General features: G+C 32.7%; 19 protein-coding genes. 2 read left to right on the top strand and 17 right to left on the bottom strand.

What is annotated here, in order from left to right; genetic code table 11:
• The first annotated feature begins 81 nt into the window (after window positions 1-81).
• Both P0R33_RS14990 and P0R33_RS14985 read left to right on the top strand, forming a co-directional pair.
• Window positions 82-1,638, top strand: coding sequence for a hypothetical protein (locus P0R33_RS14990; protein WP_276171980.1), 1,557 nt, complete (start codon window positions 82-84; stop codon window positions 1,636-1,638).
• A 483-nt stretch (window positions 1,639-2,121) separates the two neighbouring features.
• The gene (locus tag P0R33_RS14985) at window positions 2,122-3,918 is read left to right on the top strand and encodes a hypothetical protein (RefSeq protein ID WP_276171979.1); all 1,797 of its coding nucleotides are present in this window, start codon (window positions 2,122-2,124) and stop codon (window positions 3,916-3,918) included.
• 56 nt (window positions 3,919-3,974) lie between these two features.
• Here P0R33_RS14985 and P0R33_RS14980 read toward each other — a convergent pair whose 3' ends face one another.
• The 17 genes from P0R33_RS14980 to P0R33_RS14900 all read right to left on the bottom strand — a co-directional run bounded on the left by P0R33_RS14980 (window position 3,975) and on the right by P0R33_RS14900 (window position 26,650).
• A complete protein-coding gene (locus P0R33_RS14980) occupies window positions 3,975-4,409 on the bottom strand; it encodes a YMGG-like glycine zipper-containing protein (RefSeq protein WP_276171978.1) in 435 nt (144 codons plus the stop codon).
• Window positions 4,410-4,879: 470 nt separating this feature from the next.
• A complete protein-coding gene (gene kynU / locus P0R33_RS14975) occupies window positions 4,880-6,154 on the bottom strand; it encodes a kynureninase (RefSeq protein WP_276171976.1) in 1,275 nt (424 codons plus the stop codon).
• A gap of 283 nt (window positions 6,155-6,437) precedes the next feature.
• Window positions 6,438-7,487, bottom strand: coding sequence for a tRNA preQ1(34) S-adenosylmethionine ribosyltransferase-isomerase QueA (gene queA, locus P0R33_RS14970; protein WP_276171975.1), 1,050 nt, complete (start codon window positions 7,485-7,487; stop codon window positions 6,438-6,440).
• A 371-nt stretch (window positions 7,488-7,858) separates the two neighbouring features.
• Window positions 7,859-9,088 carry a 3-phosphoshikimate 1-carboxyvinyltransferase gene (locus P0R33_RS14965; RefSeq protein WP_276171974.1) on the bottom strand — a complete coding sequence of 410 codons (1,230 nt, stop codon included), beginning with the start codon at window positions 9,086-9,088 and terminating at the stop codon, window positions 7,859-7,861.
• Between the two features lie 134 nt (window positions 9,089-9,222).
• On the bottom strand, window positions 9,223-9,549 hold the full coding sequence (locus P0R33_RS14960; protein WP_012022600.1) for a nucleotide pyrophosphohydrolase: 327 nt from the start codon (window positions 9,547-9,549) through the stop codon (window positions 9,223-9,225).
• 3 nt (window positions 9,550-9,552) lie between these two features.
• Window positions 9,553-11,517 (bottom strand): DUF3857 domain-containing protein, encoded by a 1,965-nt coding sequence (locus P0R33_RS14955; protein ID WP_276171972.1) that lies wholly within the window; start codon window positions 11,515-11,517, stop codon window positions 9,553-9,555.
• Window positions 11,518-11,520: 3 nt separating this feature from the next.
• On the bottom strand, window positions 11,521-13,512 hold the full coding sequence (locus tag P0R33_RS14950; protein ID WP_276171971.1) for a DUF3857 domain-containing protein: 1,992 nt from the start codon (window positions 13,510-13,512) through the stop codon (window positions 11,521-11,523).
• Window positions 13,512-15,524: a DUF3857 domain-containing protein gene (locus P0R33_RS14945; RefSeq protein WP_276171970.1), complete on the bottom strand. Its 2,013-nt coding sequence runs from the start codon at window positions 15,522-15,524 to the stop codon at window positions 13,512-13,514. Before P0R33_RS14945 ends, P0R33_RS14950 begins: the two co-directional genes overlap by 1 nt.
• A gap of 36 nt (window positions 15,525-15,560) precedes the next feature.
• A complete protein-coding gene (locus P0R33_RS14940) occupies window positions 15,561-17,468 on the bottom strand; it encodes a DUF3857 domain-containing protein (RefSeq protein ID WP_276171969.1) in 1,908 nt (635 codons plus the stop codon).
• A 64-nt stretch (window positions 17,469-17,532) separates the two neighbouring features.
• Window positions 17,533-17,985, bottom strand: a complete 453-nt coding sequence (dtd, locus tag P0R33_RS14935) for a D-aminoacyl-tRNA deacylase (protein WP_276171968.1) — start codon at window positions 17,983-17,985, stop codon at window positions 17,533-17,535.
• 108 nt (window positions 17,986-18,093) lie between these two features.
• Entirely contained in the window at window positions 18,094-19,071 is a 978-nt protein-coding gene (gene rsgA / locus P0R33_RS14930; RefSeq protein WP_276171967.1) for a ribosome small subunit-dependent GTPase A, read from the bottom strand.
• A gap of 266 nt (window positions 19,072-19,337) precedes the next feature.
• Window positions 19,338-20,420, bottom strand: coding sequence for a bifunctional 3-deoxy-7-phosphoheptulonate synthase/chorismate mutase type II (locus P0R33_RS14925; protein WP_276171966.1), 1,083 nt, complete (start codon window positions 20,418-20,420; stop codon window positions 19,338-19,340).
• A gap of 12 nt (window positions 20,421-20,432) precedes the next feature.
• On the bottom strand, window positions 20,433-21,293 hold the full coding sequence (locus P0R33_RS14920; protein WP_276171965.1) for a prephenate dehydrogenase: 861 nt from the start codon (window positions 21,291-21,293) through the stop codon (window positions 20,433-20,435).
• Between the two features lie 133 nt (window positions 21,294-21,426).
• Window positions 21,427-22,572, bottom strand: coding sequence for an aminotransferase class I/II-fold pyridoxal phosphate-dependent enzyme (locus P0R33_RS14915; RefSeq protein ID WP_276171964.1), 1,146 nt, complete (start codon window positions 22,570-22,572; stop codon window positions 21,427-21,429).
• A gap of 90 nt (window positions 22,573-22,662) precedes the next feature.
• Window positions 22,663-23,502, bottom strand: coding sequence for a prephenate dehydratase (locus P0R33_RS14910; RefSeq protein ID WP_276171963.1), 840 nt, complete (start codon window positions 23,500-23,502; stop codon window positions 22,663-22,665).
• A gap of 571 nt (window positions 23,503-24,073) precedes the next feature.
• On the bottom strand, window positions 24,074-25,240 hold the full coding sequence (locus tag P0R33_RS14905) for a DUF1501 domain-containing protein (protein WP_276171962.1): 1,167 nt from the start codon (window positions 25,238-25,240) through the stop codon (window positions 24,074-24,076).
• 12 nt (window positions 25,241-25,252) lie between these two features.
• Window positions 25,253-26,650 (bottom strand): DUF1800 domain-containing protein, encoded by a 1,398-nt coding sequence (locus P0R33_RS14900; RefSeq protein WP_276171961.1) that lies wholly within the window; start codon window positions 26,648-26,650, stop codon window positions 25,253-25,255.
• Between the last annotated feature and the right edge of the window lie 98 nt (window positions 26,651-26,748).

The following is a 26,748-nucleotide window of genomic DNA, read 5'->3' as shown; positions in this document are numbered from 1 at the left end:
GATATAACTTTTCTCTAAAATCTTATAAAAGAAAACGCTCTTTAAAAGTCTAAATTTATGTATTTAAAATTAATACTATAAATGTCAATCTATAAAAAAATAGCGATTGGAGTAATTTCTTTACTTGTAATTCTACTTCTGGCGAATATCGGACTGAATTATTGGATCAAAAAACAACTTCCGATTATCATTCACGAGAAAAACAAAACAGCTTATAATATTAATTATGAAAAGATTGAGGTTTCGCTTTTTTCTCGAAATATCTACGCTCAGACTTTATTGGTAAATCCGAAAAACGAACCAAAAGACAGCAAAAATGGACTTTTTTCTAAAATTGAATCCATTACCATAAAACATTTCAACATCTGGGATTTGGCTTTTCGCGATATTATTCAGGCAGAAAGTATTATCATCAATAAACCAAGAATCATTTTATACAAAAAAGGAGAAAAATTAATCAATAACAGTAAAAGTATTCAAAAAGAAATTGTCGATCCGTTTCGTAAAATTGTTGCCGTTTCGAATATTTATTTGAATGACGGAACGGTTGATGTTGTTTCGTTAGACACTCAAAAACCAATTTTTAGCGTTAAAAAAATCCTCTTAAAACTAGAAGGAATTTTAATAACTGATGCCACTCTAAAAGAAAAAATTCCGATTCAGTATAAAAGTTATGCTTTGGTAATTGATAGCTTATTTTACAGACCGAGTATTTTTTATCACATTAATATCGGAAAAATAAGCACGGAAAAGAACTTTCTAAAAATCAATAATTTTTCTAATATTCCACAGTTTAACCGACGAGAATTTACAAAACGTTTAGAAAAAGAAAAAGACATTTATACCTTAAAATTCGATTCAGCACAAGTTTCAAAAATGGATTGGGGTTTTAAAAATGATCGTTTTTTCTTCAAAGCAAATTCATTAGTAATCAATCATTTTGATGCGAATATTTATCGCGGAAAAATGCCAAAAGATGATTTGAGCAAAAAATATCTTTACAATCATTTATTGCGAAATTTAAAATTCCCGCTTCAAATTGATACGCTTCAGGTTTTAAAATCTAAATTGGTTTACGAAGAAGAAATTGATTTTTCTAAAGGTCCAGGAATTTTAAATTTTGATAAATTTAATTTGCAGGCAACAAATCTGCGAAGTGGTTTTGGTTTGAAAAAAACTGCTGATGTAAAAATCAAAATAAAAACCATTTTCATGAAAAATTCTCCGCTTAATGTCGATTGGAGTTTTAATGTTTTAGACAAAAATGACGGTTTTCATATTCAAGGCGTGATTTCAAACTTTGATGTTCGAGCGATGGGGCAATTCAGCAAACCGTATATGAACGCTTCATTTACAGGAACTTTCAATAAATACCGTTTTAATTTCTACGGAAATGATAATATTTCGAAAGGAAACGCTTCTCTAGATTATGACGATTTAAAAGTGAAATTGTACAAAAAGAAACATCCCGAAAAAGAAGCCAAACTGAAAAGCGCGGTCGTAAATTTATTTGTAAAAGACGATTCTAAAGACAAAGCAAAAACCGCCGAAGTTGAAATAGAAAGAATTCAAGAAAAATCTTTCTACAACTTTTTATGGCGAAGTATTGCAGAGTCTTTGAAGAAGATTTTGATATAATATTTTTTAGCCACGAATTACACGAATTACACGAATTAAGACTCTTTTTTGCCACAGATTAAAGGATTTAAAATGATTTAACCTTTGCATTTTTTTTAATCTGCAAAAAAAATATATGCGGATATTGTTTGTCAACATAGCCTGCGGTTGAAACCGCAGGAACGCAATGCATTTCCACAAAGAAATTCCATACGTATTCTCAAAATACATTTCCCGTGGTTGAAACCACTGGCTATGTTTTAATTCGTAATAGTTACACGTAGTTTTGTCATTCCGAGGAACGAGGAATCGCACGAGTAACTCCATATACATATCGCCAATCTTTGTCGATTCTCTATTGCGATTCCTCGTTCCTCGGAATGACAAGATTGAGGGTAGTTCGTGGCGGAAAAACTTTTCTCAACCAACCCACAAACCTGATAATTATCAGCTTTTAAAAAAAATTATTGTTTTTCATTTGTCTCTATTTTAATCTAAAAACAAATGACCAAAACACCCTTACACACTTTTCATATTCCAGTAATGGGACTTGCCTATACGATAGACAGCCCGATACGAGTGGCACAATATGGGATTTCGTCTGTTGTTGCTCTCGCTGATGATGATTTAATTGAGAAGATGCGTAATTTTTATAGCACTAAATTCAATATTCCGTACGAAGAAATTACTCAAAAATTTCACGATTATCGTGCAGAAAGAATTACTTCTTACTTAAATCTAGTCGACAAAATTGTAAAAGAAAAATTCGAAAATTTTAAAACTGAATTAGCCGAAAGCAAAACCGCTCTTGAAAATTTCATGTCAATGCTCCCAAATACTTCTGATATCAAAAAAGGATTTCAGAATTTATTGGACGATGGAATTGCCTTTAAAGAAAACATTCAAAACTACATTGAATCTCATCTTTTTCCTGGAGAAATCGACGTGAACATTATGACGAAATTAGATAAAGATAATTTCATCAAAAACGAACAGCTTCCAATTGAATTTAATGACGCGCATGCCGCTTTACGAGGTTTTGCCAAAAGCAATCTAGAATCTTCTGTTGTACTTTCTGCTGGAATGAATCCGAGATTGTTTGGTTACTTTGAAAACTTCAAAGATTTTTTTCCGAATGAAAAGAACGAACTTAAAAAGAAAATCATTCTTAAAGTAAGCGATTTTAGATCAGCTATGATTCAGGGAAATTTTCTAGCAAAAAAAGGACTTTGGGTTTCAGAATACAGAATTGAATCTGGTTTAAACTGCGGTGGACACGCCTTTGCTACCGACGGACTCTTATTGGGCACAATTTTAGAAGAATTCAAGCAAAAAAAAGAACAACTGATACAATCGGCCCACGAATTAATGATTAAAGCGTTACAGCTAAAAAATCAATACTTTCCAGAAAAACCTCTAGAATTAAAAATCACAGTTCAAGGTGGCGTTGGAACTGCAGAAGAACATGAATTTTTATTAGACGAATATAAAGTAGATTCTGTCGGCTGGGGATCGCCATTTCTGCTAGTTCCTGAAGCCACTTCTGTTGATCAGGAAACTCGTAATTTATTGATGAATGCTAAAGAAGATGATTTTTATTTAAGCAATATTTCGCCTCTGGGAGTTCCGTTTAATACTTTGAAAGGAACAACAAACGAATTTCTAAAACAAAAACGTATTCATGAAAATAAAGCAGGAAGTTCTTGTCCGAAAAAATTCTTGGCTTTAAGCAAAGAATACGATCCACATGGAATTTGCACAGCTTCTAAAAAATATCAAGACATTAAATTGGAAGAATTAGAAAGCAGAAAAGACACTTTATCTGTTGATGAATTTGAAAAAAGCAAAATCAAGATTACCGAAAAATCATGTTTGTGTGTTGGTTTGGCGAATGCTTCTTATCTAGAAAATGATATTAAAATAAAAGGTCAAGCGCAAGGCGTTGTAATTTGCCCAGGTCCGAATTTAGCTTATTTTGATCAAGAAGTTTCTTTGAAAGAAATGGTTCAGCATATTTATCAGGGAAAATCGGTTTTAAGAACAGATCGCCCTAATTTATTTGTAAAGGAATTAAAAATGTATATTGATTATTTTAGAAATGAAATTCAATCTGTTTCTGGAGAGCTAACTAATGCTCAACTTAAGAAATGGAATACTTTTAAATCTAATGTGTTAGATGGAATTGAGTATTATAAAAATTTATTCGAATCGACGATAGCCTTTAAAGGCGACCTTAATCAACTCGATTCTTGTAAATCAGAATTAGTTGGTATTAAAATTCCCGTTTCAGAGTTGGTTTAAAATTGAAAACCCCAAATTAGAATCTAATTTGGGGTTTATTTTTATTTATAGAATAACTATTCTTTCTTTTTATTTTTACTGTCAATAACAGCTCCTGTTCCAGTACCTAAAGCTGCGCCGGCTAATCCGCCAATAATGGCACCTTCACCTTTTTTCTTACTGACGATTGCTCCAGTTGCGGCACCAACTCCAGCACCAATTACAGCACCTTTAGCAGTTGCACTCCAACCTTTCTTTTTCGTCGTAGTTGTCGTTGTTGTTGCATTTCCATTTGCTGGCTGATGTACAACAACCACTTTTTCAGATTCAACTTTTTGTTCCTCTTTTATCTTAGCCATTTCAGTCTTCATTGAATCGATAACTCGTTGTTTGTTAATCTCAACTCTCATAGAATCAATACTGGCTTGTTTGGCTTTATTTATATCTTCTTTGCTCTGATGTTGGCAAGAAGTAAAAATTATTGCTGCTAATAAAATATATAAGCCTTTCATGATTGTAGTTTTTAAATTATACACTACAAAATACGGAATATCTGTTATAAGGGTTGTTACAGAATTTTTTAGAAAGGTTATAAGATTAGAAGATGTTGTATTTTTTCTCGCAGAGTTTTTATTTAAAGCTGAATGGTTTAATCTCGCAAAGTCGCCGAGACGCAAAGTTTTTTTGCCACAGATTAAGAGGATTAAAAAAGATTTCAAAATACGTTGGAAATTTTTACCGCATATTTTGCAGATTAAGCGGATTAATCTTTCTAAGTTCAATAGCGTCCAGCTTCAGCTGGATGAAAAATTGATCAAAACAAAAAGGCTTTAGCCAAACGTATAGTTTGGCTAAAGCCTTTTCAAATTTTATCTTTAATACCTCCAGCTAAAGCTGGAGGCAATTGAAAAAAAATCTTTTTAACCCCCTTAATCTGTGGCAAAAAAACTTTGCGCCTCTGCGACTTTGCGAGATTATTTTTTTATTTCCCTAAAATTCCTTTTTTCAAAATTTGCCCGAAGTCGTACATATCTTCATAAGAACAATATAATGGAACTGGCGCCAGACGAATTACATTTGGTTCACGCCAGTCTGTGATTACTCCATTTTTCATTAAATAATCGAATAAACTTCTTCCTTCTCCATGAAGAAAAACAGATAATTGCGAAGCTCTTTCTTCTGGATTTGATGGTGTAATAATTTCAAAATTACCTGCAACTTCTTTATCAATTTCATGAAGAATGAATTCTAAATAAGAAGTAATATGATCACGTTTTTTAATTAAAGCTTCCATTCCAACCTCAGCAAACATTTCAACAGAAGCCAAATATGGCGCTAAAGACAAAACCGGAAGATTACTAATCTGCCATCCGTCTGCTCCATGAACGGGATCAAAGTTTGGTTCCATTTTAAAACGGCGTTCTTTGTTATGTCCCCACCAACCGGCAAATCTTGGCAAATCTGAATTGTGGTGTTTTTCGTGAATAAAAACTCCAGAAGCATTTCCTGGACCTGAATTCATATATTTATAACTGCACCAAGCAGCAAAATCTACATTCCAATCGTGAAGTTCTAATTTGATATTTCCAGCAGCGTGAGCTAAATCCCAACCTACTTTTGCTCCAGCTTTTTGTCCAGCTGCTGTAATGGTTTTTATGTCGAAAACTTGTCCGGTATAATAATTTACTCCGCCAATTAAAACTAAAGCCAATTCATCTCCAACTTCTTCAATTTTTGCTAAAACATCTTCTAGACGAATATTGTGCTCGCCTTCTCTACGTTTGATTTCTACAATTGCATCTTCTGGTTTATATCCGTGAAAATTTACTTGACTTTGAAACATATATTGATCTGAAGGAAAAGCTTTCTCTTCGCAGATAATTTTGTAACGTTTTCCTTTTGGCTGATAAAAAGAAACCATCAGTAAATGAAGGTTTACCGTCAAGGTATTCATTACCGTAACTTCAGATGGAAGCGCTCCCACAATTTTACTCAAAGGTTCTGCAAATCTTTCTTGATAATCCCACCACGGTTTTTCTGCGTAAAAATGACCTTCGACAGCAAGTTCTGCCCAGTCGTTCATTACTTCATCAATATAAGCTTTGGTACGTTTTGGCTGTAATCCTAATGAATTTCCTGTAAAGTAAATTACTTTTTTATCGTTAACTTTTGGAAAAATAAATTCTTGCTGATAATGGTTTAATGCATCTTGTGCATCAAGTTGTTTCGCGAATTCGCGTGTATTTTGAAAAGTCATTGTGTTTTTGTTTTGTCTGCTAAAATAACAAAAATTGTTTGTTTTGTTTGTTTCTGGTTTCAAGTTTAATGTTTCATGTTGGGATGCTTTGTTTGTTTTTAAACGCAAAGTTCGCAAGGTTTTTTCTCAGTTTGTGTTTGCCAGCCGTAAAAGAACGCAAAGCTTTGCGAACTTTGCGTTAAATTTCTCAACGAACGTCAAACCTGAAACCTGAAACCATTAAAAACTAAAAAACCCGACAGGTTTTAAAAACCTGTCGGGTTTGAATCTGAATAATATCAGATTATAATATTAACATCGCGTCTCCATAAGAATAGAATTTATATCCTTCTTTGATCGCTTCGTCGTATGCTTTTTTCATTAAATCGTGACCACAGAAAGCAGAAATCATCATTAATAATGTTGATTTTGGTGTGTGGAAATTAGTAATCATACAGTTTGCAATACTGAAATCGTGTGGAGGGAAAATAAATTTATTTGTCCATCCTTCATAAGGATTTAGAGTATTAGCAGAAGAAACAGAACTTTCGATTGCACGCATAGAAGTTGTTCCTACAGCACAAATACGTTTTTTCTTTGCTTTTCCTTCGTTTACAATATCACAAGCTGCTTGAGTGATAATTAATTCTTCAGAATCCATTTTGTGCTTAGATAAATCTTCAACCTCAACTGGGTTAAAAGTTCCTAAACCTACGTGTAAAGTTACCTCAGCAAAATTTACTCCTTTGATTTCTAATTTTTTCAAAAGGTGTTTAGAAAAGTGTAAACCAGCAGTTGGTGCCGCTACAGCTCCTTCTTCTTTTGCGTAGATAGTTTGGTATCTTTCAGCATCTTCAGCAGTAACTTCTCTGTTGATGTATTTTGGAATTGGAGTTTCTCCAAGTTCAGTCAATTTGTTTCTGAATTCTTCATAAGAACCATCGTACAAGAAACGTAAAGTTCTACCACGAGAAGTTGTATTATCAATTACCTCAGCAACTAACGAATCGTCATCACCAAAATAAAGTTTGTTTCCGATACGGATTTTTCTAGCTGGATCAACTAAAACATCCCAAAGACGTTGCTCAGAATTCAATTCTCTTAATAAGAAAACTTCAATTCTTGCTCCAGTTTTTTCTTTGTTTCCGTACAAACGCGCAGGGAAAACTTTTGTATTATTTAAAATTAAAACGTCTCCGTCGTCAAAATAGTTGATAACGTCTTTAAACATTTTGTGTTCGATAGTATTTTTTTGACGGTCAATTACCATTAAACGAGATTCATCTCTGTTTTCTGCTGGAAATTCAGCCAAAAGTTCTTTCGGTAAATTGAAATTGAAGTGTGATAATTTCATATTTGAATTATGGATTTTAAAGTGTAGATTTTAGATTTATATACCTAAAATTTTAAATCGAATGCAAATATACGATTGTGAGATAGGCGTTGTCAAGTGTTTTGACGTTTATTTTCAAAAGTCCTTGATTTTGTGAGGTTTTGAGAACCATTAAAATGTGTTTTTGAACCATATAAGTTATATAAGTTCATATTAACTGGAGTTTTAAACACTGGATTTTATATATTAAATCCGATAGTCCCGATACCTCGTAATAAAAATATGTCGTGTTACTTTTGAACACGCATAAAAAAACCTCTGGTTAAAACCAGAGGTTTTTTTATCGAACTCTATTTAAATGAACTTACATTTCTTATATGGTTCAAAAATTTTTACAATTCTGAAATTTGGAAATTCAATGCTCTTAAATCATTCCAGAAATCTGGATATGATTTAGAAACAACTTCAGCATCGTCAATAATGATTGGAACTTTTATTGCCAAAGGTGCAAATGCCATTGCCATTCTGTGGTCGTTATAAGTCGCAATATGAATATCGTGTTTAATATTATCAGACTTTACTAAAGTTAAGCTGTCATTTGTTACCGAAATATTGGCGCCTAATTTTGTCAATTCTGTTTTTAAAGCTTCAAGTCTGTCCGTTTCTTTAATTTTTAAAGTATGAAGTCCTGTCAAATGACAACCAATTCCTAAACCTAAACAAGTTACTACGATTGTTTGCGCAATGTCCGGAGTATTATTCAACTCAAAATTTACATCTTGATAATTAAATCCAGCAATTTTCTCCAAAGTCATTTTATTATTTTGGAAAGTCGTTTTTACGCCCATTTTTGCGTAAAGAGAAACTAATTCTGAATCTCCTTGAAGGCTGTTTTCTTTATAACTGCTTAACGTAATTTTTGCAGCATCAGACAATGCTACTAAACTGAAGAAATAAGAAGCCGAACTCCAATCAGATTCTACTACCATTTCTTTTGTTTCAACTGCTTCTTTAGGGAAAACTTTAATTACGTTTCCTTCAAAACTGGTTTTAATATCTAAATCTGCCAATAAAGCTAACGTCATTTTGATATACGGAATTGAAGTAATTTCTCCTTCTAAAGTCAATTCTAAACCATTGTCTAATTTTGAAGCCACTAATAAAAGTGCCGAAATATATTGGCTGCTTACATTTGCTGCCAAAGTTACTTTTGAAGCCGTAACTTTTTTTCCTTTAATTCGAATTGGCGGATAACCAACTTCTTTTTCATAAGTGATTTCAACGCCTAATTGTGCCAAAGCTTCAACCAAAATTTTGATTGGACGTTCCTGCATTCTGCTACTACCTGTTAATACAACTTCTCTTCCTTCGTTAACAGAAAAATACGCCGTAAGAAAACGCATTGCAGTTCCTGCGTGATGAATATCTACAATTTCGTCATTTCCTGCCAAAGCTTTTTGCATTACTTCGCTGTCATCTGAATTTGAAGTATTGGCTAAAGTAATATTTGGAAATAATGCTTTTAGTAACAATAAACGGTTCGTTTCGCTTTTTGAACCTGTGATATTTAGTTGCGAATCATCAATGGTGAAAATTGAATTCGTGCTTAATTTTAAATTCATTTTTTTAATTGTAAGTTGTGAATTTTGAATTATGAATGATTAGAAACATTATTCAGCCCTGCAATTTACCACTCCCCATTCATAATTCAAAATTGAAAACCCATAATTCAAAAATTATGAGTGATATTTCACAATTATTTCAATTTATCGTTGTTTTTGTGACGATCTTTATCTCTAACCGATTTTAAGTCCATTTTTTTATCAAAAGCCGCTTGCAAATCGATTCCTGTTTGATTGGCTAAACATAAAACTACGAAAACAACATCTGCTAATTCTTCGCCTAAATCTTTATTTTTATCACTTTCTTTTTCAGATTGTTCTCCGTAACGACGAGCAATGATTCTGGCAACTTCACCAACTTCTTCTGTAAGCTGTGCCATATTTGTCAATTCGTTAAAGTAGCGAACGCCATGTTCTTTTATCCAAGTATCTACATCTAATTGTGCATTTTTCAAATCCATCTTCTAGGTCTTTTTAAGAATTATTTTGTCATTTTGAATTTCGATTATTTTCTGAAAAAAGTCTTTTATCATGCTATAATCTTCTGCTGCAAAGATAGCTTTACTTATTTCTTGCGTCACTTTAATTTGTATTTGATTTTCATCAGATATGATATTCATTGTATAAGAAGCTGCTTTGTCTTCCATTACAATTCTTATCGGAGAAGGTAATGCCTCAACTTTATAGCCTTCTGGAATTTGCAAAAACAAATTGAATTTTCGCTGTTCTGGAAAGCCAAAATAAATTGGCATTTGTCTTTTTTCTAATTTAAACGGATTGCTTTTGTAGGCAAAAAACAATAGCGGATTTACAAATAGTTTGCCTCCAATTACATCATAAGCTTTATCAATACTGAAAGATGCTTTTTCTGTTACAGGTTTTGATAAATCCTGATTTTCAGCTCTATAATCTTCAAGTTCAATACCATTAAATTGCTGTTCTAATTTTTCAATATTGTTTTCATTCGTTTTTGTGCCGAACTTCTCTCTAAAAATTAAAGCATTATAATCTGTTTTTTGCAAAGACAAACTTCCTTCTAATTTTGCTTTTTGTGGATCTATAAATGCACTTACAGTATTATTGATTAATGAAAATTTACTCGGAATTAATTCGACTTCTTCACTAGTTCCGTTTTCTTTTATTAGTCTTCCTTTCCAATTTAAAACATTTAATGGAAGAATATTTGGAACTGTAAACTTGTTGCTTGCATCTAGCAGAATTTGTTCTCCATCTATTTCTGCGGCTGCGATTAGATAATTGAAAACCGTTCTGTTAGGAAAAACCGGAACTCCATTTTCTACCGTACTAACCAAAACAGGATGCACTTGTATTTTTGCGGCCTTAAGCATAGAAATTAGCAAAAGATTGATTTCTGCTGTATTTCCTGTTCTTTCTTCGTACGCTTTTTTAACTCCTTTATCAACATAATAACCTTTCTTTTTATTCCAGTTCATTCTGTTTTGAACGAACTTAAAAATGGTGTCTAATCGTTGTTTGGGAGAATTTATATTCGATAAAATTTTCTTTAAATCCTCTTCGTAAAAACTTCTATTGCCCAATTCTTTTGCAAAATCAGCATCTTTGTAAGTTGACTCCGCAAGTCCTTCCCAAGTTTTGGTATAGTTTACAACTGGTTTGTCCGGAAATCTTTTTAACTCTAATTCGTTTTGAATTGAGCCTTTAAAATTGTTTATATTGTTAACAAAAATTTCTTCTTGAAGCGCTGGAACATCAACTCCAGAATAAAAACTATTTATCTGTTTATAATCGCTGCCATAAACCTGCTTAATGGGTTGAACATCGGCACTCATTTCTGGTTTGTAGGTTCCAACAAGAAGTGTTTTATAAATAAAAAATTCTGGAATTTCAGATTTGTATTCGAAATAATTTACTGGAATTTCATACTGAAAATCAAAATCAGGAAGACGAACCAAATCTTCTGACTTTAAAGTATACTTGAATTCTATTACAGATCCAACTTTTACATTCGGCAAAGCAATTGAGGCAACATTCCAGTTCTTATTTACTTTTTCTTTAAAGCTGCCTTCACTGTTTAATTTTGTTTTTACAATTGCTCCATTTTCAAGATTATAGGTCGCAGCATCAGAAAAAGTTACTTTATCGTCTCTTAGATTTTCGTAACCAACATAATAAGAAACTTTTTGAGTGGCCCAACTTAAACCTTCTTTTTTATAAATTTTTACTCGAAACTCATAAACATGATTGGCAAGAAAACCGCTTTGTTCATTGTAAGTAAAAAAAGTTCTTCCTTTTTTAAATAAAATCGCGGCTGGCGCAGAAGTGTCTTTAGGATTTTCTTTTTCCTGTAATTCCTGAACTGTTACTTTTCCTAATTCAAACTTTTGAGCATTAATTCTGGTAAGTGAGAAAACTAAAAAAAAGAAAACTAAAAGGAAACGAGAATTCATTGGTTATATTTTTTTGAGAATAATTTTTTGATCTAGACTTACAATCATTTTTTGAAAAAGCATTTTTAATGAATCATAGTCCTCTGCTGCAAAAATACTGCTGTTTATGTCTTTAGAAAAAATAAACTGAATTTTGTTTCCATCTTTTAAAATATTCATCGTTACAATAATCGAATTATCCAAAAACACATATTTTGCTGGTTTTGGAATCGATTCAACATCATAACCTTCGGGAATTTCTAAATTGATTAGAATTTTTTCTTGGTTTGGATAACCAAAATAAATTCTCATTTGTCTTTTTTCTTGAACAAAAGGATTTTTTGTTTTTGCATAAAACAACATCGGATTTATAAATAATTTTCCTCCAATGCTTTCAACAAAATTATTAGTTTCAAAAGCGAAAGTTTCTAAAATCGGATCAGAAAGATTCGTGTTTTTATTGCTTACAGAATAATCCGAAATCTTCAAATCGCCTAATTGCTGTTCTAGTTTTTCGATGTAATTTTCCTGATTTTTAGCCGCATTCTGAACTCTAAATCTATAAGCATCGTAATCGGTACGCTGAATTCTGATTTTTCCATCTATTTTTCCATTTGCATTTATCACAGCTACTATATTAGAAACTTCTTTCGAGGCTTTGCTAGGAACTAAATCAATTTCTTTTGAAGTGCCATCGCTTTTAATTAATCTTCCTTTCCAATTTAAGACATTCAAAGGCAGAATATTTGGTGATGTATATTTTCTAGAAGCATCGAGCAAAATTTGTTTCCCGTCAATTTCTGCAGACGCAATTAAATAATTAAAACCTGTTCTGGTAGGATAAACTGGAATTCCATTCTCAATTGTACTTACTAAAACCGGATTGGCATCTACACCTGCCAATTTCAGCATATTTATTAATATGAAATTTATTTCGGCAACATTTCCTGTTTGCTCTTTGTATGCTTTTTCTACTCCTTTTTTGGCGAAACAGCTATTGATTTCGTTCCAATTCATTTTGTTTTGAACAAACTTAAAAATGATGTTTGTTCTTTCTTCTAATGACTCGACATTTCCAAGCAGCTTTTTTATATCTTCTAGAAGAAAATCTCTTTTGCTAAGTTCTTTCCCAAAATTTTCATCTTTAAAAATTGTTGTTGCAACGCCTTCCCAAGTCATTGTAAAATCTTTAACAGGTTGTTCTGGCATTCGAATACGTTCTAACTCGTGTTTAATAGAACCTCTATAATTCTCCAAATTATCGATATATGGCTCTTCTATTAAAGAGGGAATATTTTTTCCAGAATAAAAAGCATTTATCTGTTTGTAGCTTAATGTTCGCGTCTGCCCATATTCATTGTCAAAACTTTGATTTCCACTCCCAAGTTTCGCATCGTTTTCTATTTTATTTTTTCCTGTCAGAATTGTTTTGTAAATATAAAACTCAGGAAATTCTGTTTTGTATTCAAAATAATCTACCGGAATATCAAACTGAAAATCAAAATCAGGAAATTCTCCAATGTTTTCAGATTTTAAAACATATTTATATTCTATAATAGATCCAACTTTGACATTTGGAAGCGTTATTGTTTTTTCATTCCAATATTCATTAATTTTTTTCTTGAATAATCCCTGGCTTTCTAATTTGGTTTTCTCCACTTTGCCATTTTCCAAGTTGTACGTTACCGCATTCGAAAACTCTAACATATCTTCTTTCAGATTCTGATAGCCAATGTAGTAATGTACTTTTTGATCTGCCCATTTCAGCCCTTCTTTTTTATAAATTTTGATTTTAAATTCATAAGTATGAACAGCCGAAAAACCTACTTTTTCATTATATGTAAAAACAGTTTTTCCTTTTTTGAATAAAATTGCGGCAGGCGCCGAAGAATCTATAGGATGTAATTTTTCCTCTAATTCAGCAACGGTAACTTTTCCAAGCTCATATTTCTGAGCTTGGATATTTATTGTACTACAGCATAAAGCAATACAAAGAAGCAGGGATCTTAGCATCATTATATGCGTTTTAGAACTATTTTTTCTGTTTGTTTAGCAATTACTCCTTTGTAATATTCTTTTAACATTTCGTATTGTTCAGTACGAATAATAGCCGAATTAATTTGGTTAACAACCATTAATTGCAAAACATTATCAGTTGCCAGAATATTAAACTTGAAGCTTCCCAAGTTATTTTCCATGTTGTACGCAACTGACTGCGGTAATGTTTCTACCGTAAAACCTTCTGGAATTTTGATTGTAATATTGAATTTATCTTGAAAAGGATAACCAAAATCTACTGGATATTCGCGTACTTCTTGCTTGAAAGGATTTTTTTCCTGAGCAAAAAACAGCAGTGGATTTACATATATTTTTCCTCCAATCATCTCAGATAAATCGCCTCCTTTAAATGAATAAGACTCAATTGTTGGAGATAATAATTCTTTTTCATTAGTTCTAGAATATTCACTCACTTCAATTTTTCTGCTACTATTTTCAAGTTTTTCTAAATATTCATCTTCTTTCGATTTTTCGAAATTTTCTCTACTAAGCATCGCTCTATAATCAGTGCACTGTCTTCTGGCTTTTCCGCTTACTTTTCCATCCGCATCAATATCATAATTCATAAAAACAATATCGTTTGATGTTTTATGAGGCATTAAATCTATTTCTTCAGAAGAACCATTTTTTCTAATCAATCTTCCGAACCAGTTTAAGGTTCTAAATGGAAGAACGTTTGGCACAGAATATTTATAACTTGCATCTAATAAAATGTATCCCTCTGGAGTTTCAACAGCAGTAACAACATAATTAAATGCATTTCTGTTAGGAAACAAGGCAATTCCGTTAGAACGTGTACTTACCAAAACCGGATTTGCAGTTAAACCTTCAGAACGCAACATGGCAGTAAGCATTAAATTAATATCTGCAATATTTCCTGTTTTATCTTTATACGCTTTTCTTACACCATTATCGCAGCTAAAACCTGTGTAACCATTCCATTTTACATTTCCTTTTACAAAATTTAAAATCGCCCAAATTTTTTCGTTCTGGTTGGTAATTCCACCAAGAAACTTTTTTAAATCTTCTTCGAAATAACCTGTTTTATTTAATTCTGGACCAAAATCTTCATATTCGTAAATTGTTTTCACTACCGAATTCCAGTCGGTAGAAAGCTCCTTAATTGGTCTATTAGGAAAATGAACTAATGATAATTCATGTTCAATACTTGAAGTATAATTATCAATATTGTTTACAAAATCTTCGTCTTTTAAAGCAGGGAAATCTTGTGCAACATAAGTAACCTCTGTTTCTATATAATCTATTTTATCGTTATAAAATTCTGTTCTCGAAACGAGCCCCGTTCCTCTTTCTTTACTGTTAATTGTTAAACTTTTAGAATTTTTAGTAGTTGAAACTTTAGGAAAAATATACCCTTTTTGTCTTGGTTTAAAAACGTAATATTCTGGATAAGCGATCTTAAATTCAGAATAATTAACGGGGATAGAAGTTTGAAAATCCCAATCACGAATGATATTGTCGCTAGGACATCTTATTGAATAATGATATTCTATTACAGAACCTTCTTTTACATTTGGCATGGTAATCTTCTTCAGTCCTCTAAATTTAGAAAGAACTTCATCAAAAGATCCATCGCTTTTCAGTTTCGTTTTTTCTATTTTTCCATTTACAAGATTATACGTAACGGCATCAGAAAAAAATACTCTTTCTTTTAAATTGGTCTGATTGTAATACCAAACACTTTGATTTGCCCACTCGTAACCTTCTTTTTTATAAATCTTAATACGAGCTTCTACATCGGTAACAATGCAGAAACCTTCATTTTGGTCAAATTCCATTCTGGAAATTCCTTTTTTGTACAAGATAGCAGCTGCCGCTGAAGAGTCTTTAGGATGAACTTTCTGTTCTAATTCTGCAATAGAAACTTTTCCTAATTTGAATTCCTGTGAAATCGCTTTGGGCGCGACCAACAGAATCCAAGACAAGCTAAGTAGTTTAATAATTTTCATTGGTAATTTTTGGTTTGTTTTGGGTTAGGATTCGGTTTAATTCTTGGTTAATATTATTTTGGCATTGTCATTTCTAGAAATTTGTTCCATAAATAAGCGATACTCATCGTAATCTTTATTGGAGTATTTGCCTTTATTTAAAAACATAGACCTTTTATAAGTCAGTTTGTTATTTTCTTTTTTAATTATTTCGGTTTTATACTCTCCAAACTTTCCTTTTAGTTCATAGTTTGAAGGAAGAAATTCGATGCTAAAACCTTCCGGAAGATTGATTTCGATTTCATCATTATCTAAATAGCCACGTTGAATTTGAAATGGATTTTTTCGGTTTCTTATTCGCTTAATATTGGCACTTGATTGATTAAATGCATCAACTACAAAAATCATTTTATTGCCCGAGATAGCTCCATAATTGGATGCGCTTAAACGCACATCTTCTGTAAAACGGATATTTTCTTTGTCATTTGTAAAAGTTATTTTACCCAATTTCAAATTGTTGATATTATCCCAATATTCTTTATAATGCTCTTCTTTTTCGTTGGGCTGAAAAGTTTCAACTCTCGATTTTTGGGCATATTGACTTCCTTCTGAAACTATAGCTAAAGCTCCTGAAAAATTTCCATCTTTATCAATTGAATAATTTCCTTTTGCTACTTGTTTATTTCCTCTATCATCGTAGATTTTAGTTCTAACAATTTCGCCTCCTTCTGGTTTCACGACTAAAACATCGCGGTCGTCTGTAAATGTTCCTTGATATCCAAAAGGATCATCTTGGCTGGTACATTCTAGCCAAACGTAATTATCACCATTTGGAACGGCAAGAATCATATGATCTCCTTGCATCGAAACAAAATCGGATTGAATATCTTTCTTATATGGATTTCCGTATAAAATAGTATTGTAAGAAGGAACATCTACAACCTGAAGTAGTGCTTTAGTATAATTGGATAGTGCTTTACAATCTCCATAACCTAAACGATCTACGTCATTTGCCATCATGGGTTTCCAACCTCCAATTCCAACAGCGATATTTACATATCTAGATTTTTTCTGTACGTAATCGTAAATGATTTTTGCTTTTTTAATTGGATCTTTTTCATCGCCAACAAGCGCTTTTATTTTTGCTTTGGTTTCTTCCGGCAGATTTGTCGTTCCTGTCAAAATTTTATCACCGTACCATTTTCCAAATGCTTCCCAAGTGGTTGCTTTACCGTCTACTCCTTCCAAATGAAAATTCTCCAATCCCATCATCACTTTAGGAAATAGATCTGCATAATTAGGACTCAAATCTTCTGGTTTCTGAGCTGGAATATTTGTGGCTAAATAACTTAATTGCGTATCGGTTTCAACCGTTTTTTTGATATTGAAATCTGAGAAACGAAATTCTTTCTTTTTGAATCCGAGTTCTTTAGGAAAAGTAACATTCAAGGCACATTTTTCTATACTTAAATAATAGCCATTCAAAAAATACTTTTGAGGAATAAAAGCGGTATTTGAAGTCTCTATTTCGCAATTATAGACAACGGTAAATGGATATGAAATGGGAGTATAATCCAGATAAACAACGCGATTATCTGAAAAAAGTGTGCTTCCGCTTACAGCACTTTGGTCTCTGAAATCTTTTCTTTTAATTTTTTTGATTTCTTTACCAAAAGCATCATAAACAATAGCTTCTATAGTTTTGATTGAAGTTGACTTGTCGTAATATTGATATCCGTCAATATCATTCTGTCCTTTGGCATTTAAAACAGATACAACTCTTTGAGTTTTTATGTTCATACTTCTTTGAGAAGTAATCGTAATATCTGTCTGATCTAAACGAACAACTGCATTGGCATTATCTTTCAAACTATCGGAAATTGTAAATACCGAATAATCAATCTTTTGAGAAAAAGAATTAACCGTAAAAATGATAAAAAATAATGCGCAAAAAAGTTTTTTCATTAGTAAGTTTTTTCTCCAAATATATATTATTTTTAGAAAATCTTAACAAATGTTTAGTAAATTTTTACTCTCTATTTTTGCTGTCAATTAAAATGGTAACAGGTCCATCGTTTATTAGGCTAACTTTCATATCTGCGCCAAAAATTCCGGTTTGAATTTTCTTTTGAAATTCCTTTTCTAAAGTTTGTACAAATTTTTCATACATCGGAATTGCAAATTCAGGTTTTGAAGCTTTTATATAAGAAGGACGATTTCCTTTTTTTGTAGAAGCGTGAAGTGTAAATTGGCTTACTACAATAATATCGCCGTCAATATCTTGAATTGAGCAGTTCATGACGTCATTTTCGTCGCCAAAAATTCTCATTTTTATGATTTTCCCAGCAAGCCAATCGATATCTTCCTGAGTGTCGGCATCTTCAATTCCGACTAGAACCAATAATCCTTTTTGAATATCTGCTGTTTTTTGACCATCAACGGTTACTGATGCATGGGAAACTCTTTGAATAACAATCTTCATTAATTATTAATTGTTAGTTATAAATTATTGATTTTTTTCTTTAGAAGTAATAATTAGAAATTGCCGTCACTCAATCATAAATAAAAATTTATCATTTACAATTAACAATTACTTTCTCGTTTCATCACTCGCCGCACGATCTTCGCCATACGTATCCGTACGATAATGCTCGTCATCGCCTTCGAGGATTTTTAGATAACTATTGTAACGTGACCAAGCGATTTCATCTTTTTCTAAAGCTGCTTTTATGGCACAATGCGGTTCCTCTTTATGCAGGCAATTGTTAAACTTGCATTGATCTTTTAATTTAAAGAATTCCGGAAAATATCCGCTGATTTCTGAAGGTTCCATATCAACGATTCCGAAACCTTTAATTCCTGGAGTATCAATAATTCTGGCATCAAAAGACAAATCGTACATTTCGGCAAAAGTGGTTGTATGCTGACCTTGTTTGCTTTGTTCTGAAATTACCGAAGTTTTTAAGTGAAGACTTGGTTCCATGGCATTTACCAAAGTTGATTTTCCAACTCCGGAATGTCCAGAAAACATACTCACTTTTCCAACCATCATTTCTTTTAATTTATCAACCCCTTTATTTTCTGTTGATGAAATTCTAAGACATTTGTATCCAATTTCAGAATAAATATGTTGTAAATAAAGCTGATCGTCTAAAGTTTGATCGTTTAAAGTATCAATTTTATTAAAAATCAAAACGGCTTCGATTCCGTATGCTTCGGCAGTAACCAAAAAACGGTCTATAAAACTTGTAGTTGTTGGCGGATTATCTATTGTAATCAGTAAAAAAACTTGATCAATATTTGAAGCAATAATATGAATCTGCTTAGATAAGTTAACCGATTTACGAACGATATAGTTTTTCCTTTCATGAATATTATGAATCGTACCCGTAACTGCATCTGAAGTTTCATCCAACTCATAATCGACAATATCGCCTACAGCAATTGGGTTGGTACTTTTTATGCCTTTAATTCTAAATTTCCCTTTCATACGGCATTCCACAAAATCTCCTTTTTCAGATTTTACGGTGTACCAGCTTCCTGTAGATTTATATACGGTTCCTGTCATTCTTTTACTTTAGATTTCTGATTTTAGATTTTAGATTAAAACCTAAATCTTTTGCAAAGATAAATGAATAATTTAAACCATATAAGTTATATAAGTGAATATAAATAGCCACTTCTTAAAACAAAAAAAATCCCCATCACTTTTTTCAAAGCAACAGGGATTTTTAAAAAACAATCTAATTTTAAATGCGTGATATAATTAAACTCAACAACAAAGCTTTAAAAAAACTTAAATTATCTTATATCACTTATATGGTTTCGAAAAAATTATGCGTTGAAAATTTTCTCTTGGTGACCAATACTTTCTTGGTGAATTGCTTTGAACATTCTTAAAACGAATTCTTCAGTAAGACCTTTTTTCTCACCTTCCAAAATCATTTTTCCTAAGATTTCGTTCCAACGGTTGTTTTGAAGAATCGCAACGTTTGCATCTTTTTTCACTTGACCAATTTCGTCAGCCACTTTCATACGTTTTCCTAACAACTCTAATAAGTTCGCATCCAAAACGTCAATGTTAGCTCTTAGTTTAGTCATTTTTTGGCTGTACTCATCTGTAGTATCATCCGTTTTTCTGATTGTTAAATCTTTGATGATTTGTTTCAAATTATCTGGAGTAACTTGCTGAGCCGCATCAGACCAAGCATTATCTGGATCGATGTGAGTCTCGATGATCATACCGTCGTAGTTCAAATCTAAAGCTTCTTGAGTTACTTCGAAAATCATTTTACGATCTCCAGTAATGTGAGATGGATCGATGATTAATGGTAAATCAGGGAATTTATTTTGCAATTCGATAGCAATCTGCCATTCTGGAATGTTTCTGTATTTTGTTTTTTCGTAAGTAGAGAAACCTCTGTGGATAACTCCTAATTTCTCGATTCCAGCCATATGAAGACGCTCAACACCACCTAACCATAAAGCTAAATCTGGGTTTACTGGATTTTTAACCAAAACGATTTTATCAGTTCCTTTTAAAGTATCTGCAATTTCTTGAACTGCGAAAGGGTTTGCAGTTGTACGTGCACCAACCCATAAAACGTCGATATCATATTCTAAAGCTAGTTTACAGTGAGCTGCAGTTGCAACTTCAGTTCCCATTAATAAACCAGTTTCAGCTTTTGCTTTTTGCAACCATTTCAATCCGATTTCTCCAATACCTTCAAATCCTCCTGGACGAGTTCTTGGTTTCCAGATTCCAGCTCTGAAAACACTTACTTTTGAATCTTTTAATTCGTGAGCGATTTTCAAAACTTGATCTTCAGTTTCTGCACTACAAGGTCCAGCTATCACAAGTGGGTGATTTAAATTGAAATCTTCTAACCACTTTCTCATTTCTTTCTTATTTTCCATCTTAATTCTAATTTACTTTTTAGTTGTTGTTAATCCGTTTAGTATTTCTTTTATTTTATTTGTGCTTTCCATTTCTTCAAAAATGGCATTGTAATCTTCTTCTTTTAACAAATCTCTAAATCGACTGAGATTTGAAATATAAGCTTCTAAAGTTTCGAGAACATGTTCTTTATTTTGCTTAAAAATTGGTGTCCACATGGCCGGAGAACTTTTTGCCAAACGAACCGTACTTTCAAATCCACTTCCCGCCATATCAAAAATATCTTGTTCGTCTTTTTCTTTATTCATTACTGTTTTTCCGAGCATAAACGAACTAATGTGCGATAAATGCGAAACGTAAGCAATGTGTTTATCGTGTGAAACGGGATCCATATATCGAATTCTCATTCCGATTGAGGTAAAAAGATTTAATGCTTTCTCTTGTAATTTAAAAGCCGTCTTTTCGACCTCACATATAATATTTGTTTTCCCTTGAAACAAACCTCTTATTGCCGCCGATGGTCCAGAAAACTCTGTTCCTGCTATTGGATGTGTAGCAATAAAGTTTCTTCTCTTAGGATGATTGGCAACCGCATCACAAATAGGTTTTTTAGTCGATCCAACCTCAAAAACAATTGTTTTATCTCCAACTGCATCCAAAACTTTTGGCAAAACTGTTAGCGCTACATCTACAGGAACTGAAACGATTACAAAATCTGCTTTTTGTAAATCTTCAAAGCTTCCTGCTTCGTCAATAACTCCAAGATCAATTGCCTGTTGCAAATGTTGTTCGTTACTGTCGATTCCTAAAATAGTCGCATCAGGATAACGTCCTTTGATGTCTAACACCATCGAACCACCTATTAACCCTATTCCTATTACGTATACTTTCATATTTCTTTAATTTTCAAATCTTGTTTTTTTATTTGTCACCCTGAGCGAAGTCGAAGGGCTTTCCAATTGGAACGCGGGCTTCGACTTCGCTCAGCCTGACAATCTAAAATCTAAAATCTGATATCTAAAATTTTCAAAATCGATCTATCGCTTCTTGTACTTTTTCTTCTTTCACACACAATGAGAATCTGATATAACCTTCGCCGTTGCTGCCAAAAATGGTTCCCGGTGTAATGAAAATATGCTTCTCATATAATATTTCGTCAATGAACTTCTCTGCTGATTCGATTCCTTCTGGCAATTTTGCCCAAACAAAAAGCCCAACTCCTTCTTTATACACTTTACAGTTTAGCTTTTCTGCTAATTTCTCCGTTAATTCTCTACGGCATCTGTAAATTTTGTTTTGGTCTTCAAACCAAGACTTGTCGCATTTTAATGCTGCGATTGCGCCTTTTTGAATTCCGTAGAACATTCCGCTGTCCATGTTGCTTTTTACTTTTAGGACTGCATCGATAATTTCAGGATTTCCTAAAACCATTCCGACTCTCCAGCCTGCCATGTTGAATGTTTTACTTAACGAATTCAATTCTAAAGCCACGTCTTTCGCACCTTCAACTTGCAATAAACTCATCGGATTATCATTCAAAACAAAACTATACGGATTGTCGTTGATCAATAATATATTGTGTTTTTTAGCAAAAGCAACCAATTTTTCAAATAACGCTAAACTTCCTCTCGCTCCTGTCGGCATGTGAGGATATCCAAGCCACATAATTTTTACTTTCGAAAGATCTAATTTTTCTAAAGCTTCAAAATCCGGTTCCCAGCCATTTTCTTCTTTCAAGTCATAATAAACCGGAACTGCCTGAACCAAATTGGTTACCGAAGTATAAGTTGGATACCCCGGATTAGGAATTAAAACGTGATCGCCTTCATTTAAAAAAGCTAACGAAATGTGCATAATTCCTTCTTTCGAACCCATTAATGGTAAAATCTCATTATTCGGATTCACTTCAACACCAAACTGATCACGATAAAAATCTGCCATCGCTTGCCTCATTTCTGGTAATCCCTGATAGCTTTGATAACCATGCCCGCTTTCGTCTTGAATTGCTGCAGCGACTGCTTCAATTACTGCTTTTGACGGACTCAAATCAGGGCTTCCAATTCCCATATTGATGATCGATTTTCCTTCAGACATCAACTGACGAACTTCTCTTAGTTTTGATGAGAAGTAGTATTCTTCAACTGTGTCTAATCGTTTTGCTGTTGTAATCATTGTTTTTATTTGCTTTAGGCCGTAAGCTTTAGGCTTTAGGCTTTTTAAACTCTTTATTTTTTTGACTTTAAGACTTTCGGCTTTTCAACTTTATGACTCACTAAGTGGTTTTGTATTCTTATATTCTCCCAACACTTTAAAATATTCTGCCATTATATTTAATAGGGCTTTGGCTTTTGCAAAATCTTCGTATTTCTCAAATGTCACATCTACGAAGAAAGAATATTTCCAAGGTGTTTCAATTTTTGGAAGAGACTGGATTTTTGTTAAATTCAATTTGCAATCGCTCATTACATTCAAAACTGCTGCTAAACTTCCTCTTTTGTGATCTAATTCAAATTTGATTGACGCTCTGTTGATTTCGCTTTCTGGCAAAAATGAATTTTGCTTTTTAATGATTACGAAACGCGTCATATTGTTTTTAATTGTTTGAATCGATGACGCGATAATATCCAGATCGTACATTTCAGAAGCGGTTACACTTGCAATTGCTGCAATTCCGGTTAATTGTTTTTCCTGAATTCTTCTTGCAGTTTCAGCTGTATCTTTATCCTCAATCAATTTGATATTCGGATATTGTTTAAGGAAATCCATACACTGCAAAAGTGCCATTGGGTGTGAATGAACTTCTTTTATATCTTCAATTTTCTGACCTTTTAAAGCCATTAAATTCTGCTGAATGTTTAAATAATGCTCTCCGATTATGTGTAAATTATTCTTGTCGATCAAAGCATAATTCGGAATAATTGGACCTGCAATTGAATTTTCGATCGCCATAACAGCTTGATCAGATTTTCCGGCAATAAGGCTGTCGATCAATTCTTCAAAAGACAAACATTCATCAATATCCACATTTTCAGAGAAATACTCTTTTACAACCTGATGATGAAATGATCCTTTAATACCTTGTATTGCAATTTTCGTTGTCATATATTCAAAAAAAAATCCTGATTTGCATCAGGATTGTATATTAGTTTTATTTGTCTTTTATATTTTTCAAATAACCATAGCACAATCCTCACTTCTACTAAAGAAGAAATAAAAGTTGTTGCTAAAATAAAAACGGTTAGTTGCCATTTGTTTGTGTTATTTTTTAAATTCTCTGCGAATGTATAAATTATTTTTAGTGCACCAAAAAAAAGATTGCATTTTATGAAACAAAAAAGGATTTCTTAACAAATTTAGCAGGTTTTGTATGATAATATAAAAAAATCGGCTTAAAATGAGATATATACAATGTGGTTTCGAGAGGTTCTTAGGTACTGAGATGCTAAGGCGCTAAGTTTTTTTCGCCACTACCCGAGCGATAGCGAATAGGCGAAGCAATTCACGAATTAGCGCAAATTGTTAGTCCTAATTAATTTCATTGACAATATTAAACCACCATTTTTGTCATTTCGAGGAACGAGAAATCTCCACGAGTGGCTCGACAAAGATTGGCGATTTAGATTGCGGAGTTACTCGCGAAGATTTCTCGTTCCTCGAAATGACAAGATTGCGATTATGCAAACAACCCCGAAACAGGTTTATTCATAATCCCGATTTTAGCATAATCAAAATTCATTTTTTCTTTTAATAAAGAGGCGTATACACTTCTAAAATCAATTTCGTATTTTAAATCGCCGTTATCTAAGTCTGCTAGATTTGGATTTTTCCCTAAAATGGTTCCTTTGTTATTTCCTCCAATAATAAACATTGGCGCCGCGGTTCCGTGATCGGTTCCGTTTCCGTTGTCTTTTGCGCGTCTTCCGAATTCCGAGAAAACGACAACTGTGACATTTTGCAATAACTTCGCTTCTTTTAAATCAGAATAAAAACTAAATAAAGAATCATTTAAATCAGTTAGTTTTCGTTCGTGAATAGAAAGTTGATTATCGTGTGTATCAAATCCGTTTAAGGATGTGTAATATACTTTTGAGTTTAAATTTCCTTTTATCAATCTCGCAATCCATTCTAAATTTTTCGACAATTCTGTTTTTGGATAACTGATTTCTGTTTTAGATTTTGTCAAAGCTTTCTGGATTTCACCCGAACCTTCGGTTACCGAATTGGCAATTTTTCGAACAAAATCCAAATGCGGATTTTTAGATAAAGTTACATCTTCATCTTTTGGTTTTACCTTAAATCGATCTGGATCTTTTACGGTTATAAAATTCGGTTCAACACCTTTTAAAGCCAAATTATCAATCGAATCTAAATTGATTCCCGCCGTTGCCTGATGACCGTTGCATTGCAGATCCAAAAATCTTCCGAGCCAGCCTTCATTTACATATTTATTAGAATCCGTTGCTGTTTGCCAAATTTCCTGACTTCTAAAATGCGAACGAATCGGTTCTGGATAACCGACATTCTGAATTACCGTTAAATCGCCATTTTGCTGCATTTGAGCAAAATCTTTTAACGAAGGATGAAATGCCATTCCTTTATTCTTCCCGACAACTGCATCTTTATTTAAAGCAATCTTCGTTCGCAAATCATAATATAAAGGATCATCGTATGGAATAAAAGTATTTAAACCATCGTTTCCTCCATTTAACTGGACAAAAACAATGCATTGTTCTCCCACAACCAAATTGTTCTGAGAACCAAAAGCGTGTAAAAAATCAGGAAGTACAAGCAATCCGCCAGTAAAAGTTCCTGTCAGTGTTAGAAAATTTCTTCTGTTCATGATTACTCCTTTTTAGATTAATTGATATTCGGGAAGTTTTGTGATGTAATTGAAAAGTCGAACCACAGCAAAATCAGCATGTGGATCTTTGGGATCAAAATCGTATTTCAAAAGATTTTCCATGTCTTTCTGAGCCGAATCGCTAACGGTAAACAACAATCGATCTGACAATTCAGAAATAATCGTTTTATTATTTCCATTCGAATCAAAAACGACTTTTACAGCAGTTTTTTCATATTCTGATTTTTCTTTTTCAACTCCGTTTACCATTGTTTTCAAAACCTTTCTATTCAGACTTTTTCCACTGCATAATAAATCGGCTGTATTGTTTCTTTGAAGATAAATCTGCGAAGTGAGCCATGAATTCCCGCCGTCCCAGCCTTTTACATTTACTTGATTGTACAAATCCATTCCTTGCTGTTTTACAAATGCCATAATTGCGGCATCATTCACATTCTTTATCTGCAATTCCTCACAAAGCTGTAAAATATAAACCAGCGGATTTTTGATTTTATTTCCAGAATTCTCTTTTTTGAATTCTTCTGTAAAGATTTTAGTTAATAAAGGTTCGATTTCAAACTTTTGCTTTCGAAAATAATCTCCATAATAAATAACCAAATCTTCTGGCGGATTATCATACACAAACCATTTCAAAATTTTTCGGGTAATGAGATACGGAATATTTTTCTGTTCGAAAATAATATCGACTAAATCGTCTGCTTTCCAGTTTCCGGTTTTTCCGAAGTAAATTTTATCGCTGTTATCTTCAATTTTTTTTCTATAAACGGCACCTTCATCGCCAATATTTAAACCAGCCAAAGCTTTTGCACCGTTTTTTATATCTTCTTCGGTGTAATTTCCAATTCCGATTGTGAATAATTCGAGTAATTCACGGCTTAGGTTTTCGTTTACTTTTCCTTTTTTATTGTCACCGTTATCGAGATACCGAACCATTGCATTCGATTTTAGAATCTGCTTGGTTAATTCTTTAAAATTGCCAAAAGCATTTTCGCGTAAAATCATATTATGCTGGTAAATCCAGTAATTTATTTTTACTTTTTGAGAAGTCGAAACAAAATGATTTTGCCAGAAACAAACCATGTTTTCGCGCAACGGAAATTCATCGTTACGCATTTTACCAATCCACCATTTTTTAAATTCGGCAGTCGCTTGATTTTCTTTTTTCTGAATTTCCTTTTTAGTTTCGGGATCTGAAGTTTTTATTATTTCCCTAACTTGTTTCAACTCTAAAGTAGTTTTAGGCTGATCTTGCAGAAAGCTTGGAATTTCTTTATCAAATTTCGAATCATAAGATTGCTTTAGAAATTTTTCTAAGCCGAGTTTTTCAATTTTTGAAGTTTGTTTTCCTGAAAAACCTAATCGTAAGGACCAAAGACTGCTTTTTTTCATCGTTCAGAAATTGTTACAATAAGACTTGAGTTTCTCTTAAAGGTTTAATTTTTTAAAAGATGCTATCCCGATAGCTATCGGGACTAAGATTCTGAGGT

This window comes from Flavobacterium sp. YJ01 (genome assembly GCF_029320955.1).
GTDB lineage: Bacteria > Bacteroidota > Bacteroidia > Flavobacteriales > Flavobacteriaceae > Flavobacterium.
This window is presented reverse-complemented; position numbering and strand designations above follow the sequence as displayed.

What these genes read in the sequence shown, in the direction of transcription:
- P0R33_RS14990 (WP_276171980.1), top strand. Translation starts at nt 82, where the DNA reads ATGTCAATCTATAAAAAAATAGCGATTGGAGTAATTTCTTTACTTGTA.
- P0R33_RS14985 (WP_276171979.1), top strand. Translation starts at nt 2,122, where the DNA reads ATGACCAAAACACCCTTACACACTTTTCATATTCCAGTAATGGGACTT.
- P0R33_RS14980 (WP_276171978.1), bottom strand. Translation starts at nt 4,409, where the DNA reads ATGAAAGGCTTATATATTTTATTAGCAGCAATAATTTTTACTTCTTGC.
- kynU (WP_276171976.1), bottom strand. Translation starts at nt 6,154, where the DNA reads ATGACTTTTCAAAATACACGCGAATTCGCGAAACAACTTGATGCACAA.
- queA (WP_276171975.1), bottom strand. Translation starts at nt 7,487, where the DNA reads ATGAAATTATCACACTTCAATTTCAATTTACCGAAAGAACTTTTGGCT.
- P0R33_RS14965 (WP_276171974.1), bottom strand. Translation starts at nt 9,088, where the DNA reads ATGAATTTAAAATTAAGCACGAATTCAATTTTCACCATTGATGATTCG.
- P0R33_RS14960 (WP_012022600.1), bottom strand. Translation starts at nt 9,549, where the DNA reads ATGGATTTGAAAAATGCACAATTAGATGTAGATACTTGGATAAAAGAA.
- P0R33_RS14955 (WP_276171972.1), bottom strand. Translation starts at nt 11,517, where the DNA reads ATGAATTCTCGTTTCCTTTTAGTTTTCTTTTTTTTAGTTTTCTCACTT.
- P0R33_RS14950 (WP_276171971.1), bottom strand. Translation starts at nt 13,512, where the DNA reads ATGATGCTAAGATCCCTGCTTCTTTGTATTGCTTTATGCTGTAGTACA.
- P0R33_RS14945 (WP_276171970.1), bottom strand. Translation starts at nt 15,524, where the DNA reads ATGAAAATTATTAAACTACTTAGCTTGTCTTGGATTCTGTTGGTCGCG.
- P0R33_RS14940 (WP_276171969.1), bottom strand. Translation starts at nt 17,468, where the DNA reads ATGAAAAAACTTTTTTGCGCATTATTTTTTATCATTTTTACGGTTAAT.
- dtd (WP_276171968.1), bottom strand. Translation starts at nt 17,985, where the DNA reads ATGAAGATTGTTATTCAAAGAGTTTCCCATGCATCAGTAACCGTTGAT.
- rsgA (WP_276171967.1), bottom strand. Translation starts at nt 19,071, where the DNA reads ATGACAGGAACCGTATATAAATCTACAGGAAGCTGGTACACCGTAAAA.
- P0R33_RS14925 (WP_276171966.1), bottom strand. Translation starts at nt 20,420, where the DNA reads ATGGAAAATAAGAAAGAAATGAGAAAGTGGTTAGAAGATTTCAATTTA.
- P0R33_RS14920 (WP_276171965.1), bottom strand. Translation starts at nt 21,293, where the DNA reads ATGAAAGTATACGTAATAGGAATAGGGTTAATAGGTGGTTCGATGGTG.
- P0R33_RS14915 (WP_276171964.1), bottom strand. Translation starts at nt 22,572, where the DNA reads ATGATTACAACAGCAAAACGATTAGACACAGTTGAAGAATACTACTTC.
- P0R33_RS14910 (WP_276171963.1), bottom strand. Translation starts at nt 23,502, where the DNA reads ATGACAACGAAAATTGCAATACAAGGTATTAAAGGATCATTTCATCAT.
- P0R33_RS14905 (WP_276171962.1), bottom strand. Translation starts at nt 25,240, where the DNA reads ATGAACAGAAGAAATTTTCTAACACTGACAGGAACTTTTACTGGCGGA.
- P0R33_RS14900 (WP_276171961.1), bottom strand. Translation starts at nt 26,650, where the DNA reads ATGAAAAAAAGCAGTCTTTGGTCCTTACGATTAGGTTTTTCAGGAAAA.